We start from the raw sequence: 14724 nt of genomic DNA, 5'->3' as shown, positions 1-14724 counted from the left end.
AATCTAGGGAAATTGTTTCATAGTTCATGCCAGAGTTTTATTTTATGAAAATCAATTAGTTATATTGGTTCCTTTTGCCGCGCTGTTGTTATTCTCATTTTGAAAGTCACTTTGCGCGATTCTGTTTATTGCAACGGTGAGTGCCGCAAGAATATAAATTGGCCACGTAAAGCCTTGGGTTAAGAAAGTGCCAGATACGATGGTGCCAATCAAGCCACCAAACACTGCGTTCGCGCCAATTACGAGTGCTGATGGGGAGTCTTCACGAAGTAATTTAATGGATTGTCGAGATGTGCGGCATAAAGAGATGATCAGTGCGATAAAAACAAATAGGCCAAGAAAGCCGGTTTCAGCTAAAACCCCAAACCAAGTTGAATGCACTGCGTGGTTGATACCGTCCCAATGAGGGCTGTAGAAGAAATAGTTGTAATAGAAGTTGTCTAGTCCCACACCAGTGATAGGGTTATGTATCGCCATCTTAAATGCAGCTTCCCATGCGTAGAGTCTGCCCATGGCTGAGGCGTCTATTCCTGCTTCCGCAGCACCACCTGAGGCTCTTCCTGAAATGCCTGCTACCGCGTACAAAACGAGCGCGCCAATCAAACCAAGCGTGATAACCAGAGTTTTGCTTTTAATATGCTTGAATGCGAAATAACCAAACACTGATAGCGAGCCTAATAGCCCCCCTCGGCTTTGCGTTTCAATAATTGAAGCAAACAGGACAATACAAACAAAGAGAGCGAATCCTCTCAAGAGCCAATGTGAACGAACGTCTACCGCTTGAGCAACCGCAAAAGCCAGAGGGAACATGAGAACTAATGCGAGGTCGTTTGGGTCGCCTAGCACTGAACCAAAGCTACGACCTATGGATACACGAGTCCCTTCAACAAGATCAATACCATTGGATGCATTAGACAGGGCGACATAGCCGATGAGCAAGCCTGCAGTGATGATAGAAAATGATATTTTTGCAAGTTGCTTGGGACTATTTATCAGCCACGTAATAGCGAGTGTCATTAGGATTATTTTCCAATAAACGGTTTTGAACTCAGTAATAGCGATACCGCGGTTAGATGCGAAAACAATACCTATGGTGGTGAGAAGCCAAAAAATAGCTAACCATTTTAGCGATGGGTGCCAATACGGCTGTATGGAGCGGCTCAATATAATGTGGAAGCACAAAGCCCCCAATGCGCCTAAAGAAAGTAGCAAAGGGATTTTGAAGTTATAGATTGTAGGGAATGCTTCATGGATTCTGAAGAAAGAGAAAATGACGAAAAGAGTAACGAGCCAAAAGGTTTGGCTTAAAGCAAACAAGGCCACCAAAGGGAATACACAAAGCGCAACAATCATCACTGGATGAGGAAGGATCCACCAAGCGCCTGCCGCGACGAAGCAAAACCCCACGGCGATGGCAATATGTCCACTGGTGCTGCTTTGACTGTTCATTGGGATATCCTAGATAACTGAACGTGCCACTTTTGCACTTGTTCATTAACCGCTTTGCGTTGTTTTTTTGTCATATAGTTTTTGGCGATGAAGAAGTAAATAGAGCACATTGCTATACAACATAGTATTGCGATAAAAACGGAATGGCTGGAATGCACAAGTACGAGTCCAACACCAGATAGCAAGTGCATGACAACCAATAAGTTGATATTAAACCTTATTTTTATACAGCTCTTACCAACAAAGATCGTCATGAAGAGTTTTGCCATTTGAGCTATGTAGAGCGAGATGAATACTCCCCAGACTCCTATGTTGTTCAGGGCAAACAGTAGCAACACAGCAATACCTGCTGAGATAGCGTTGATCAGAAGTAATTTATGGGTGTGCTTTTTATAGAGAATCGGAAGGTTCAGGAGCTCGTACCATTCTTTAAGCATTGCGATTGGTAATAGGAATAGAGTGTATAAGAAGGCATCGTGATAAGCCTCAGGTAACAGAGTGTGCACAACAATATAGGCTAATGTCGCAACCAGAGTGGTTAATGATGCAATGTAGATGATACCCAGATGTGTTATTCGCATCGCGGTATTTGTATTACCTTCTTCAAGGTAGGCGAAGCGGCGAGGCATCCACCACATACCAAAAGGTTGAACCAATATACACATCCCTAAAGCAAACTTGGCAGCAATAGCGTAGATGCCTAGTGTTTCCAAAGATGCATTGGCACTGATAAACCACCGTTCAGCACCATTTAGGCAAAAAGCCATGAGCCCCGCGAGCATGATTGGTGTGCTGTAACGAAGAAACGAATGCACTTGTGCTTTGTTTGGGAAAGTGAAGTGGTAGCGATTAATGAGGTGGAGCCAAATAAACTGAACGACAGAAGCAATTAGGCCGCCAAACAGCACTGATAATACGGAAGGCGAGATGTTTAATGCCATGATGATAAAAATAACCTGAATTACGGTGGTTGTAACCATCACAGTAAACAAGGTTTTTGCCTTATCGTCCTTCATTCTTAACCAGGCGGTGCCAATGCCAATGCTCCCCTCAAAGCTGACACACAAAATGATGACGACAAACTCGAGTAACACAAATTCTAGTGGAAGCGTAACCAGAGAGAGTATTGCAAACAGAGCCAGTGCAGTAATAAACGATATGCTAACGGTTAACGTGTAGATGTTGTTTCTTAGTTTTAATTGTACGTTTGTTCGTTTTTCTGTTCCGACAAATCGAAAGAGAGCTTCGTTTAGCGCAAAGCAAACAACCAAAGCAATGACAACGTTAAAAGAAGTAAGTAACTCCAATTTCCCCATCTGTGCAGGTGCTAAGAAATGAGGGATTACAGGCAGCATTAATAAGCTAATGCTTTTATTAATAATCAGCGCCAAAGCGAAGTAAGACATGTTAATCATCGCCTTAGACATGATGAGCCCCCTTAGTAGGACTCGAATGGGTTGGTTTTGAAAGGTTAGCGCTATCATTGCTTAATGTACGAAGAATCGGTTCATAACAACGATTTGCTTTATAAAGCTTAGCGAGATTCATTGCTTCCATGCTCATGGTCACTTTTTGCCAAGGTGATTCATTGAGCAAGCGTATTGCGTTGTGAAGTGACTTAGGGCAATTCGGTGTGTATTTAATGCAGTTCTTTCCATGAATGAGCACGCGGTCCCAATAGCTGTCATCACTCGGAATCACCACACACATCCCTGCAGCTAGCGCTTCTAGAATCGAGAGGCCAAACGGTTCGTTAATACTGGTGGAAACAAATATTCCGCAAGAAGCGCGAAGCTCATCGAGATTGTTAGGGGATTTAACCCAGTGGATGTTATCCGCCTCGAAATCTGGTGTTGAGGTATCTAATTCACTTTGTGGCTCTATGTAGCATATTAGAGTGTCTATATAGTTGTCTTTGTCTAAACGGCTGGCTTCGACAAGAAGGTCAACATTTTTCCATTTGAGCAGACTTGCCGCCCAAAAAACTCGTTGAGATAGTGGGTTCGCAGGGCTTGACCAACGTTGTTCTGACAAACCATTCACAAAAATGTCGGCGTTACAGTTCGACCATACTTTCCTTGTTTCCGCTGAAGAGAGTTTTAAATACTTTGCTAAAGCGAGAAGAATAGAAGGCTTTGTACTGGCGAGATAGTAGATCTTTGCTGCTTTGGTCAGGCAATACCCCGTAGAACGAGCCATCGCCACAGGGCCGTGAATCATTTGTATGATGGGTTTATTACTAATTAAACGTAATAAATACAATGGCATATCATTACTTGGACAAGAAAGTCCCATATAGCTGTGAAATTTAGCTTCTCTGATTGCGATGAGTAAGAGCTGTAGGGTGTAAAAGCAGCACATAATCCAGTAACCAAGACCAGAAGACTTTTGTATTGGAGAAGCTTTAAGTGGTAATAGCTTGATATGGGTGTTTATCTTTAACTGGGATTCCCAATGCTCAATATGAGTAGAGGCGATATAACCAGTAATGCTTTTATTCTCGCAGAGAGCCAAAATTTCTGAGTTGGCAATTTTTGAACCGCCATTCATGGGTATCGAGTCAAACATTAATACGCGCTGCATTGCTCACCTCCACTAGTTCAGGTTCAGCCATCGTGTTATTGGTTTCACGCCTCGTGAAAGAGGGATTCGTCTTGGTTTACAGCTGCTAAGTTCTTCAAGGTATATCGATTCAATTGCTTGTACTGAAGTCGAAATAGATAAGTTGGTTTCAGCATGCTTTCCGGCATTGTTCGACAATTTTTCGCGTAATAAAGCATCCGTCATTATTTGTTGAATGGCATTTAGTAGGCTGGCCATACCAGTGCTTTGATACAAGAGAGCGCTATGATTGTGTATAAACAGCTCGGGTATACCTCCAATAAGAGGGGCAATAATTGGTAATCTCGCTAAAGCGGCCTCACCAAGCGCCAAGCCAAAAGCTTCTTCATATGCGCCACTAATGAATGCATCGACATTGCCAGTTAGCCAAGCCGCAACGTCATCTTGCTCACCAACAAAATGAACACGATCTTGAACCCCAAGGCTCTTTGATAACTGCTTTAAATGCTCCCTTTCTTCTCCGTCGCCGACAATGACCAAATGAGGGTTTTGATGGTGATAATTGTGCATGCGCATGGCATGAATGAGTCGATCAAAGCCTTTTCTTTTGATTAGGGAGCCTACGGATAAGAAGGTAAAGGCGTTGGCTGGTATACCTAAATTGTGCTTCACATCCTTTGGTTGGGATTTCTGAGTTAAAGAAACACCGTTGTGAACGACCCGCATTTGATGTTTTGGGTAGCCATCTTCTAACAGTTGTAAACTGACGTCTTCACTGACGCAGATTAATTTGGGTGAGAGGTGTAGGCCTAAAGAAAAGCGATCTCTTAAGGTGTAGTGGCAGTGCAGTTGCGTCACGAGGGGGATCTCTGCCATTCGTGCAGCCCAGCACATCCATTGACATGGTCCGCCACTGTTTACGTGTACCAGATCAATTGCGTGCTCTTCTATCAGGTTTATTCCTTGTTTGATGAGCGTGTTCCATCCGCTCACATCCCAGCGGGGCACATGCCAGCCTCCAACCATATGAAATTCAGAAACAGTATGCTGGATGCTGAGCTGTTGACATTTTTTTGCTAACGGTAAGCAGTTGGTCCAAACGATAGGCTTAAACTTCGAACGATCTAGGCCTTTGAGCAGGTCAATCAACACCACCTCACTACCTCGAAGCCAGTTGTCTCCGTAATGGACGTATAAAACGCGTTTGATGTTGTTCATAATCACCTCGGATAGCCAATCTGTTATGTATCAACAGTTGCAACCGAGATGCCAAAATATGCTATTAGTTTATGTGTATGATTTTATTCGAATTAAATATGGCGTCAGGTGCATATTGGGAGATGAGTTCTCAAAATGAGACTCGAAATGAGGATCGTGCCTAATAGTATTGGACGAGTTTAGGGATCACGCTCTCGGTCGAAAAGTCTTTGGATATAGTTTCAATCGCTTTTTGGCGAATTAGAACTTTCTGTGTTTCAGTTAATGTGTTCCAAATGGATAGTTTATCTGAAAGGTCTTGGATGTTTTTGGCTAGGAACCCATTGTCACCGTCGACGATAAGATCAGGCAACCGACCTACAGAAAAACTCAACACTACAATCCCTCTGGCCATTGCTTCAAGAGCTGCCATTGGTAACCCTTCGTAGCGTGAAGATATGACTAGCAGGTCTATATTTGACCAAACATTGTTCATGTTTTTCTGGTGGCCATAAAAAGTAACGTTGTTAGGTGCGTTAAGCTCTAACTGATCTCGGTCTGGGCCATCACCATAGATAGAGAAGCTTATGTTTGGATTGAGTTTTGCTAGTTGTATGAAATTATCGGCTCCTTTTTCATGGCTTAAACGTCCAACAAAGGCGATTTGTTGATAGTTAGGAATATCTAGTGGGAGAGATACAAAGTTATTTAACAACACCGAAGAGCAGGGCAGTTTGTGTTGTATCTCTTTGCTTACGGCAAATCGAGAACGCGAAATAAAACCAGTATAGCGATCCATAAAGTCATACAACCATACCTTACCTGTTGGTGATTCTCCCGCATGGAAAGTTGAAGCCAGTTTGGGAAAGGTACATGACAGAGTTTTAGCTACTCTTGCGATAAGTGCGGCTTTGTAGCCATGAGTGTGGATAACGTCAGGTTTATGCTGCTTTACAGCGGCTAATAACTGCTGAAAGAGCGGTTTTTGATGGTCGATGGAAGATAATTGATATAAGTAGGCACTTGTGATGTGCTCATCGGATAACTTTTGATGAAGAATCGAATGCATATCGTAATGGTTAGTAAAAATAACCAAAGGTTGATAGCCAAACTGCTTTAACCCTCTAGCCAATTCAAGTACGTGGCTTTCGATTCCTCCGAAGATCCGGCTATCTATCAGCAGCCAGATTTTTTTGCTCTTGGCATCCTTATTCAATTTGGGCCTCGTCTGATTCCCATGCTTGTTTCTTGCGATATACCGTAGATGGGCTTAATTCAAGCATTACTGCTGCATTGAGAACATTGCCATCACAAAAGCTGATAGCATTTTGAATCGCTTCTCGTTCGACTTCCCACATGGGTCTAATACTGCCATCTTCTTTAAAATAAGGGGTTCGATTCGCATTTATGTGTGTGATAGGCTCGCCCAAATGAGAAGGGCGTGGCTCTACATCAGCAATCTTCGAGCTAGGTGTAACCTGCTGCTGATGCTCCACTGGTTCACGATCATATTTAGTACTTGTTGTGTCTGTTTGATTTCTTGGTTTTGCTGTTAACTGTGCAGGTAAGTGGGACAGGCAAACTTGTTCTTCATTATTTAAAACGACAATGTTGCGAATGATGTTTTGCAGCTGTCGCACATTTCCTGGCCAAGAGTATGCTTTGAAGAGAGCCTGAACCTCTTTGCTTAAAGACTTGAACTTCTTCTTGTCTTGTTTTGCGTAAGTGTTCAAGAAGTGAGTAGCAAGCGTGACGATGTCACTTCCTCTTTCTGACAATGGTGGCATGTCGATAGGCACAACATGTACGCGATAATATAAATCTTCACGAAATCGACCTTGTTCGACTTCTTCTAGAGGATCTCGGTTCGTCGCACAAATAATGCGTACATCTACCTTCATCTCTCTGCTTGCGCCTAGTGGTGTATAGGTTCCTGTCTGTAAGAAGCGCAGGAGCTTTTTCTGCATTTCTAGCTCCATTTCGCATAACTCATCCAAAAACAGGGTGCCGCCATGTGCTAGTGTGGCTGCACCTTTTCGGTCTGTAGTTGCTCCGGTGAATGCCCCTTTAACATGACCAAATATCTCACTTTCCATTAGGTCTCGCGGAATAGCGCCACAGTTGATGGCTATGAAGGGTTTATCGCGACGATCACTTTGACGATGGATAGCTTCTGCACAGACTTCTTTACCCGTGCCACTTTCACCAACAATGAACACGCTGGCAGTAGTAGGGGCTACCGCATCGATTGTTTTGTAAACTGCCTGCATTGGGAGGCTAGAGCCGATAAAGCCGTGATAGTTGTGTCGATCAAACGTTGCTTGAATGTTTTCAACTAAATGTTCGAGCTTTGCTCGCTTAAGGTGTAATGAGACGGATGTTTTGAGACGATCGGCATTGATGGGCTTCTCTAAAAAATCTTCTGCACCCTTTTGAATGAGGTTGACAGCTAAGTTCACGCTGCCATGAGCGGTTGCAATAATTACCGAGGTTTGAATATTGTTTTCGTTTATCCAATCTAAGACGTCTTCACCAGACATATCGGGTAACTTAATATCCAGAATGACCAGTTGGGGTTTGGTTCGCTCGATGAACTGTTTGGCCTCTCTACCTGTTTCAACATGGAAAATGTCATAAGGCTCATCTTTAACATATTGCTTATATAAGATAGCAAGAGAGGTAGAATCCTCTACCAACAAAACCTTCGGTCTCATAATCCTTCCCCCAACGTTGTTCCATTGTCTGAATCATTTTAATAATCCTTGATTACATAAGTATTAGCATATGTTGTAGGGGATGGAAGATATTACTTTATTTTTTAATGAATTAAGTGATTAAGAGCAGCGGATGATGATGATTAAAACCCCATGTTTTTTCTATCAACTAACGCAGAAAAAGAGTGTTTAGCGACAGCAGTTAGGTTTTCACATTTGGCTATAGCCTGTTGGTTTTCACCGTCTAAGCATAGTCTTTCTATGTCTCGAGCTAAGTGAGATAGCGCTCTGTTTCCTAATGCTAAAGCAGAGCTTCCGAGAGTATGTGCTTCAAACTCAAGTCGCTCTAGATCGTGGGATCGGACTGCTTGCTCAATGCTTGTAAGTCGCTGTTGAGACTCATCGATATAATGGTCAATTAGCATTGGAATAACATCCGCACTTGTGTCTTTTATCATCTGCTGCAAGATCATTTCGTCAACGAGATCATCCTTTGATAAGGCTTCGGTTGCTTGCTTCATCGCTTTACCCCTTTCACAGTTCTAATAATTCACTTTTATTTACTGATTCTATCCAGTTTTGTCGCCAACGGATGGGAATGAATCGTAATTTTTCAATTTGTCTTTGTATCTCTTCCTTGAGGCTAGGTGAGTGCTTCATGTTTAAAATAGAACCAATCAGTTGCGCGCCACTCGAATCAAGAAGTGCTTTAGCTTGATCGAGCTGTCGTGTTGTCGTTTGACCAAAACAAGTGACTAGTATCGTTGCGTCACAAGTCGATGCGACCATGTGGGCTGGGACATTGCTTTTGTTCAGACTTAGGAGGGGTGAAGTGTCGAACACAATTTTATCGTAAGATGATAGCCAATCCTTGATATCACAAGATAGATGCTTTGGGTCTCGGAAGTTGAGCTGTTTGGTCGTTTGTTCGGGGGCGGTCACTCCAACGAATGTTTGGTGACTTAACGTATGGCCGATCAGTTGCCCAATTTCATCATCCAGTTTATACAGAGCTTCGAAAGCAGGTTTGTGCAGGTTTAAATCAACATACAAAGTGCGCTGACCGGACAATATAAATCGTTCAGCAAGTGACGTAGCAATAGAAGTGACACCGTCTTCACTTTGGCAAGCACTGATGCAGACAGAACGGTACCCATTAAGCTCGCATTGTAAATAAAGCTGCTCTATTTCAGCGTGTGTTGCTGGTATCGTCATTAGAGTGCTCCTATCAAGACAATGGTGGTTGTGATTTGGAGCAGATCGCGCAAGCCTGCTCGCGCCTTTTCTGCAAAGCTTTCATCTTTGTGCGGAATATATATCGTGTCACCAGCGCGAATGACAGGTAAATCATAAATATTGGCGGTTTTACTAAAATCGACCAAATTGAATGTTCTTGCCTGGCCTTGGCAGCAGGACATGTTGACCACGCTTATCTTCTCTAAATATGCGCTGTTTGTCGGGCCCCCAGCTTCTGCAAGCAAGTCTAAGATTGTCATGTTGTCATTAAATACATATCGACCAGGATCGCGAACTTCGCCAAGTACTCGAACGGTAGATTCTTTAGAACGGTCTAACCAATTTTTATCTTTCTCTGGTATATAGATGGTGTCTCCAGGACGGACTTTAGGCAAAATAGACTCATCGCCAGTTTCAAAATACAGAGACAGATTTAGCTTACTTACTTTGGCGTAACCCAATCCTCGGTGAGTAACGCGAATGTTATGAATGTCTGCGTTTTGTGTTGGTCCGTCGGCTGCGGATAGAATGTCTAGAAAGTGCATTTCGTGAGTAAATCGATAGCGACCCGGGGAGTTTATTTGCCCAAAAACATATATTGAGGCATCTGAACTTTGGCGCACCCATTGCGATTTGTTATCAGAAGGGTCATCAGGAAGTTCATGTACGCGAACGATAGAACCCGCGAAAATAGTGGGAAGTCTTGATCTTGGAGAGCCATCAAGGATGTACTTATCTAAATTGAACTTAGTCATTTTCCCGTTGCTTGCCACTTCTATCTCAGTGGTGTCTGCACGGCGTGTTGGGCCTCCAACATGAGCGAGCAAATCGATGAGATCCATTTCATCAGACCATTCTATTCGTCCAGGACGAACCACTTCGCCCATGACCGCAACTGCTCGGTCGGGGGAGACTTTCAGCCAAGACTTTTCATTCATATCGGTTTTTTCAGGGACGAAGATAGCATCGCCAGCTTGAATAGCTGGAGGTGGTTGGTTGCTTAGACCTTCGGTATGAGCCGTTAAGTCAAACTTTAACACTTGGCCATTGGCTTTAATAACTCGGATCTGGCGAGATTCAGCATAGCGAGTTGGCCCTCCCGCATTAGCTAAGATGTCCATAAAGCTTGCACCTTTTTTACCTTCATAGGCGCCTGGCTTGTCAACTTCTCCCATTATGTACACCACATTTGCACCCGCTTTGATTTCCTCTTCTTGCTTAGGAACAAAAATAGTGGCGCCAGGTTCAATCGCTGGTAGTAACTTAGCATCACCTGAATCTAAATAGTTCTTCAGATTGAAGAGGATAGGTGTGTTATTTGTGATGATTCGTATTTGCTCGACGCTAGCGTAACGGGTGACACCGCCAGCGCGCATAATGATGTCTACCAATGAAGAGCCAGATTTATAAGTAAAAGAACCAGGCGCGTTGACTTCTCCAAATACTTTGATTGCTTTGGCGGAGTCTGCGCTGTCCCCCGAGTTTGCTAACTTGGCAGCATCAAACTCTTGTTCAATGTTGCCCACCAATGGAGAGGCTGGCACGAAAAGAACGTCAAGGGACTCCAATGTAGGTAACTGATTCTCGTCACCAGTATCTAAAAAACGTTTGTAATCAAATTCGATGTTTTTATTGCCCCGTTTGACAATCATTTTGTCGAGTTGAGCACCTGAACGTAGGTCGCCAGCTTCATACAAAAACATCTGTATATTCGAACCTGCAGGAAGCGTGTATTCCCCAGGTTTGCTTACATAGCCTTGCACAGAGATAAGAAGTTGCTGTTGCTTGATGAACACTCTCGCGTTGCTTACATCGCGGTATACGGTGTTTAAATTCTCAATGATGACGGCCTGAAGTTGTTGTTCTGTATAACCAGCAACAAAAACGGGACCTATTTCAGGAAGCTCTATTCGGCCGCGCTTATCAACCTGAAATCCTTTATTTAACGTAGCTTCACCTGGGAGGTTGATTTGAACCAAATCACCGACTTTAACGGTGTCTGAACTATTATCTGCCAGAGTATTTGATGGAACAGTGCTAAAGAATATTGAGAACATCATTAGGAGTATGCGCATGTGTTTCATAATGTGCCTCCGTGAGGTGTCTCTGCAATCACTTCAATGCTCACACGTCGGTTGGTTAGTCGAACTCCGGGAGTTTGGCCTTCATAGAGAGGTAGTTCTTCCCCCAAGGATTTGGTCTCAACTCTATCAGGAGTGATACCAAAGACCGTAAGGTAGCGCTTTACTTGATCTGCTCTATCTTTCGCTAATTGTTGGTTGTAATCAGTATCTCCAGACGCATCTGCATGACCCGTTACGACGAGGGTTAGAGCTTGATGGTCACGTAGCAGATAGGCTGCTTCTGCTAAGTGCCCCATGTATTTCGGGTTAATTTCTGCTGAGTCGATAGCAAATTGGTTATCGATATTGAGTAATTGATAGATGTTAGCAACGACATCGAGGTCTTGTCGAAGTGCGTCAATATCTTCTGGTGGGGTGCATGTTGTGTGAGTTAATACGTAGTCGAGTTGTTGTTCGAGTTGGTTGAGCCGACGTCTTTGGATAACAAGATCATTAGCAGCGTCTAACAGCAGTCCACCTTCTAGCTCGCGCGCAATTCGGTTTTGCTTTTCTAGGGCTTGAACGACGGCAGCTGGAAAACACCATCTAGCACCTTCCTGAATCAAAGCGTCAAGGTGTAACTTGCTAAGGTGCCAATCAAAACGTAATCCATGCTCGGGGCCAAGTGGTTCGTCTGGCATCACCGGTGAAAACTGATAGTTTTCAATGGATATATCTTGATAGCTTTCAGCCAGACCACCTGTGCCATTATCTGGGTATCCGAAAGATGAGCACCCGATAATGCCGACCAACAAACTGCAAACGACTCCTTGTTGTACAGTATTTAGCATGCCAACCTCCGTTTATCACGGTTATTTTCGTTTTAAAGTTTTGAATTAACAGGTATTGCATGATCAATACGAAGCAGACTCATGATCTCTAATGGTTGGCCTGCTACATTCTCGATTCGCATACTTCTGTTGCGCTCAACTAAACGCTTATACAAGTAAACAATGGCACCAATACCAGAAGAATCAAGAAATTGGACGTTTTCTAAGTTCACTTCAACCTCAGGATGATTGTCTGAGTGAATGATGTCATCAATTTGGCTTTGCGCCTCACGGCAGCCTTTTGCGTCTAGATCACCATAAATTTCCAAGGTTAGTTGAGAGTGGCTTGTTTCGATTTTTTTTAGTTCCATTGTGATTCCTCCTTTGTTTAATTGTTAACTGCACTTAATGTGCCAAATAATTTATCCAATAAATACAATGCGTTAGATTCTTTTGCGCAATTGAACATGAGCGAAAGTCATTGACTCTCAAATTGAGAATCAAAACGAAGACGGCAACGAAAGACTCATATTGGGAAATGTGTTACAAAAATGAGAATGATATAGAGGAGCTAGTAATGGCAACATGAAGTGCTTTGAAGAATCATGTAACTAAGGTGACGATGAGCATCAGTAATGTTGCACTCTCTCGGATATATTTTGCTTATCTATGTAGCTTTGTTTATTGATGAGTTCTAATGATATTCAGGAGAGGGTAACAAGGTCGTTGGTTATTATGAGAATGAATTTAATTGCTTTGGCAGTACTTGCTACGTCTAGTGCTCTTGCAGAGTCTTTTGATACCCCCTTTGTTCCCCTTGCAGAAACCTACCATCAAGATATCGATATAGCGGAATATTGGTACAGTGAGAAGCTGGATGGCATCAGGGCGTATTGGACGGGCAGGCAGTTTGTTACGCGAAACGGGAATACCATTCATGCACCTGAATGGTTTAAAAAAGATTTACCTCCGTTTCCCCTTGATGGGGAGCTTTGGGCTGGGCGAGGTAACTTCAATATTGTTCAACAAACGGTTTTGGATAAAACACCCAACGATGCATCGTGGAGAGGCATCGATTTTATGGTGTTTGATATTCCTGAAGCGGCTGGTGATTACCAAAAGCGATACTATAACCTGCAAAGTATTGTCTTACAGCTAGACGCTGACCACGTGAAGTACATTGAGCACAGGCCGATAAAAAGTGAGAAACAACTTTTTAAGCAGCTCGACAACATTGCACACTCAAAGGGGGAGGGTGTGATGTTACGAAAGGTATCTAGCCGTTATCAAGCGGGGCGCGGTAGTGATTTACTTAAGCTTAAGCACCACGAAGATGCAGAGGGTATCGTCATTGGTTACAAACCAGGTACTGGAAGACTGCTTGGGATGATGGGGGCAATGTTAATACAGACATCCGATGGAAAGCAGTTCTATATTGGCAGTGGTTTTACCGATGAAGTTAGAAAGTCACCACCAAAACTAGGTGCAACCATTACTTTTCGTTTTAATGGCTATACGCATAATGGTATTCCTAAATTTGCTCGTTACCTACGCGAGCGTCTAAAAGAGTAGAGTTAGCGTGTGATGTTAACGCCACAACGTTCAAACAACGCTTTCCAAAAATGCACATGTTCTAATGTTTTTTGTCGAAACTGGCGATGTGCCCCTCTAATTCCGTAGATTGCTCCGTGTGCAGTCATCCTCTCTTCAACTAAGTTTATACCAACGTCCAGTTGTTGATAGGTTCTATCGACAAGTGCCATATATGGCTGAACTTCGGCAACATAGATGGATTGGAAGACGTTTCTTAAATAGCGAAATTGGGTCGTGTCTCGGTTGGCGCCGCAAAAGATTCGGTCTTGGTTTTCTTGGAGCATATGTGTGGTGTGCTCAAGCCATTTTGTTGCGTCAACGAGAGTGTAGTAAAGACGACCTACAAGACGCGTTTTTTCGAGTTCTTCTTGGTAGTTCACGATTGTGACGTCGGGTAAGCGAGAGAGCGTACGAAAAGGTGTTTGATACATTGCGTCCAATGCCTGAAAAGCAGCTCGGACATGAGCGACTTGATCTTTGCTATCCATTGGTAACCAATCTGAGCCTGTCAGTTGTTTACGCATAGCTTCGCTCGTAAGCAGCATGTTATCGAGGTGTACCATCAGGTGATGCCATTTCTGATCGTATAGTTCACTGAGCTTTGCCCTTTCTTCATCACTCAATGGGTAATCATTTAGGCAGCCATTGAGAGTGCGCAGTAGCTTGGTTTGATAATCGAAATCGTAAAAGGCGTCTTGGACTTTACCCATTTGTGAGTTCTTCTCAGCGAGCAAATTGAACAGGCCGCATTGGCGTAATTGGTAGCTTTCTAGCAAGCCAATTGACAGGCGAGGCAACTCTTGAAATAGATCTCGTTTGTCAGGAATGGTAACAGCGGGCGAGGCGTCTAGTTCAACTTTCGATGTGTCTAATACATTTGCCAGACGCTGATTGTACTTTTCGAACATCGCTTTTTCAGGGGCCAACCATTCGTTGCACCCGTTTAGCATAGTAGTTGACAGTAAAACTGCCGCAGCGACAAATGAAGTTCTCACAGCATTTCCTTTTTAATCACTTAGATAAGTATACCGCCCGATTATTCTTAGAGATCAAAAAAGCCAGCGGGTGCTGGCTTTTACA

General features: G+C 43.4%; 13 protein-coding genes. 1 reads left to right on the top strand and 12 read right to left on the bottom strand.

The features are described 5' to 3' along the window. Positions 1 to 51 precede the first annotated feature (51 nt). The 11 genes from ACTS60_RS11435 to ACTS60_RS11385 all read right to left on the bottom strand — a co-directional run bounded on the left by ACTS60_RS11435 (position 52) and on the right by ACTS60_RS11385 (position 12422). Positions 52 to 1449: an O-antigen ligase family protein gene (locus ACTS60_RS11435; RefSeq protein WP_440888332.1), complete on the bottom strand. Its 1398-nt coding sequence runs from the start codon at positions 1447 to 1449 to the stop codon at positions 52 to 54. After that, positions 1446 to 2876, bottom strand: a complete 1431-nt coding sequence (locus ACTS60_RS11430) for a lipopolysaccharide biosynthesis protein (protein ID WP_440888331.1) — start codon at positions 2874 to 2876, stop codon at positions 1446 to 1448. Before ACTS60_RS11430 ends, ACTS60_RS11435 begins: the two co-directional genes overlap by 4 nt. After that, complete coding sequence (locus ACTS60_RS11425; protein WP_440888330.1) at positions 2869 to 4032, bottom strand: glycosyltransferase family 4 protein; 1164 nt, start codon at positions 4030 to 4032, stop codon at positions 2869 to 2871. Before ACTS60_RS11425 ends, ACTS60_RS11430 begins: the two co-directional genes overlap by 8 nt. Positions 4033 to 4044: 12 nt before the next feature. Next, positions 4045 to 5229: a glycosyltransferase gene (locus tag ACTS60_RS11420; protein WP_440888329.1), complete on the bottom strand. Its 1185-nt coding sequence runs from the start codon at positions 5227 to 5229 to the stop codon at positions 4045 to 4047. A gap of 160 nt (positions 5230 to 5389) precedes the next feature. Next, positions 5390 to 6424 (bottom strand): glycosyltransferase, encoded by a 1035-nt coding sequence (locus ACTS60_RS11415; protein ID WP_440888328.1) that lies wholly within the window; start codon positions 6422 to 6424, stop codon positions 5390 to 5392. Beyond that, a complete protein-coding gene (locus ACTS60_RS11410) occupies positions 6417 to 7922 on the bottom strand; it encodes a sigma-54-dependent transcriptional regulator (protein WP_440888327.1) in 1506 nt (501 codons plus the stop codon). The genes ACTS60_RS11415 and ACTS60_RS11410 overlap by 8 nt, the downstream gene beginning before the upstream one ends. Positions 7923 to 8065: 143 nt before the next feature. Then, positions 8066 to 8443 (bottom strand): Hpt domain-containing protein, encoded by a 378-nt coding sequence (locus ACTS60_RS11405; RefSeq protein WP_440888326.1) that lies wholly within the window; start codon positions 8441 to 8443, stop codon positions 8066 to 8068. 13 nt (positions 8444 to 8456) lie between these two features. Next, positions 8457 to 9137, bottom strand: coding sequence for a chromosome partitioning protein ParA (locus ACTS60_RS11400; RefSeq protein WP_440888325.1), 681 nt, complete (start codon positions 9135 to 9137; stop codon positions 8457 to 8459). Next, the gene (locus ACTS60_RS11395) at positions 9137 to 11218 is read right to left on the bottom strand and encodes an SLBB domain-containing protein (protein ID WP_440888510.1); all 2082 of its coding nucleotides are present in this window, start codon (positions 11216 to 11218) and stop codon (positions 9137 to 9139) included. The genes ACTS60_RS11400 and ACTS60_RS11395 overlap by 1 nt, the downstream gene beginning before the upstream one ends. A gap of 20 nt (positions 11219 to 11238) precedes the next feature. Next, complete coding sequence (locus ACTS60_RS11390; protein WP_440888324.1) at positions 11239 to 12072, bottom strand: OmpA family protein; 834 nt, start codon at positions 12070 to 12072, stop codon at positions 11239 to 11241. A gap of 32 nt (positions 12073 to 12104) precedes the next feature. Further along, positions 12105 to 12422, bottom strand: coding sequence for an STAS domain-containing protein (locus ACTS60_RS11385; protein WP_440888323.1), 318 nt, complete (start codon positions 12420 to 12422; stop codon positions 12105 to 12107). Positions 12423 to 12786: 364 nt separating this feature from the next. Here ACTS60_RS11385 and ACTS60_RS11380 point away from each other — a divergent pair, with 364 nt between their 5' ends. Beyond that, on the top strand, positions 12787 to 13623 hold the full coding sequence (locus ACTS60_RS11380; protein WP_440888322.1) for a DNA ligase: 837 nt from the start codon (positions 12787 to 12789) through the stop codon (positions 13621 to 13623). Positions 13624 to 13625: 2 nt separating this feature from the next. Here the strand turns inward: ACTS60_RS11380 and ACTS60_RS11375 are convergent, their stop codons facing one another. After that, complete coding sequence (locus tag ACTS60_RS11375; RefSeq protein ID WP_440888321.1) at positions 13626 to 14639, bottom strand: DUF3080 domain-containing protein; 1014 nt, start codon at positions 14637 to 14639, stop codon at positions 13626 to 13628. Positions 14640 to 14724 lie beyond the last annotated feature (85 nt).

This window comes from Vibrio sp. WZ-1, from assembly GCF_052037695.1.
Classification (GTDB): Bacteria; Pseudomonadota; Gammaproteobacteria; order Enterobacterales; family Vibrionaceae; genus Vibrio.
The sequence above is the reverse complement of the archived record's forward strand: the minus strand, read 5'-3'. Positions and strand labels throughout refer to the sequence as shown.

What these genes read in the sequence shown, in the direction of transcription:
- ACTS60_RS11380 (WP_440888322.1), top strand. Translation starts at nt 12,787, where the DNA reads ATGAGAATGAATTTAATTGCTTTGGCAGTACTTGCTACGTCTAGTGCT.
- ACTS60_RS11405 (WP_440888326.1), bottom strand. Translation starts at nt 8,443, where the DNA reads ATGAAGCAAGCAACCGAAGCCTTATCAAAGGATGATCTCGTTGACGAA.
- ACTS60_RS11390 (WP_440888324.1), bottom strand. Translation starts at nt 12,072, where the DNA reads ATGCTAAATACTGTACAACAAGGAGTCGTTTGCAGTTTGTTGGTCGGC.
- ACTS60_RS11430 (WP_440888331.1), bottom strand. Translation starts at nt 2,876, where the DNA reads ATGTCTAAGGCGATGATTAACATGTCTTACTTCGCTTTGGCGCTGATT.
- ACTS60_RS11435 (WP_440888332.1), bottom strand. Translation starts at nt 1,449, where the DNA reads ATGAACAGTCAAAGCAGCACCAGTGGACATATTGCCATCGCCGTGGGG.
- ACTS60_RS11395 (WP_440888510.1), bottom strand. Translation starts at nt 11,218, where the DNA reads ATGATGTTCTCAATATTCTTTAGCACTGTTCCATCAAATACTCTGGCA.
- ACTS60_RS11410 (WP_440888327.1), bottom strand. Translation starts at nt 7,922, where the DNA reads ATGAGACCGAAGGTTTTGTTGGTAGAGGATTCTACCTCTCTTGCTATC.
- ACTS60_RS11385 (WP_440888323.1), bottom strand. Translation starts at nt 12,422, where the DNA reads ATGGAACTAAAAAAAATCGAAACAAGCCACTCTCAACTAACCTTGGAA.
- ACTS60_RS11425 (WP_440888330.1), bottom strand. Translation starts at nt 4,032, where the DNA reads ATGCAGCGCGTATTAATGTTTGACTCGATACCCATGAATGGCGGTTCA.
- ACTS60_RS11400 (WP_440888325.1), bottom strand. Translation starts at nt 9,137, where the DNA reads ATGACGATACCAGCAACACACGCTGAAATAGAGCAGCTTTATTTACAA.
- ACTS60_RS11420 (WP_440888329.1), bottom strand. Translation starts at nt 5,229, where the DNA reads ATGAACAACATCAAACGCGTTTTATACGTCCATTACGGAGACAACTGG.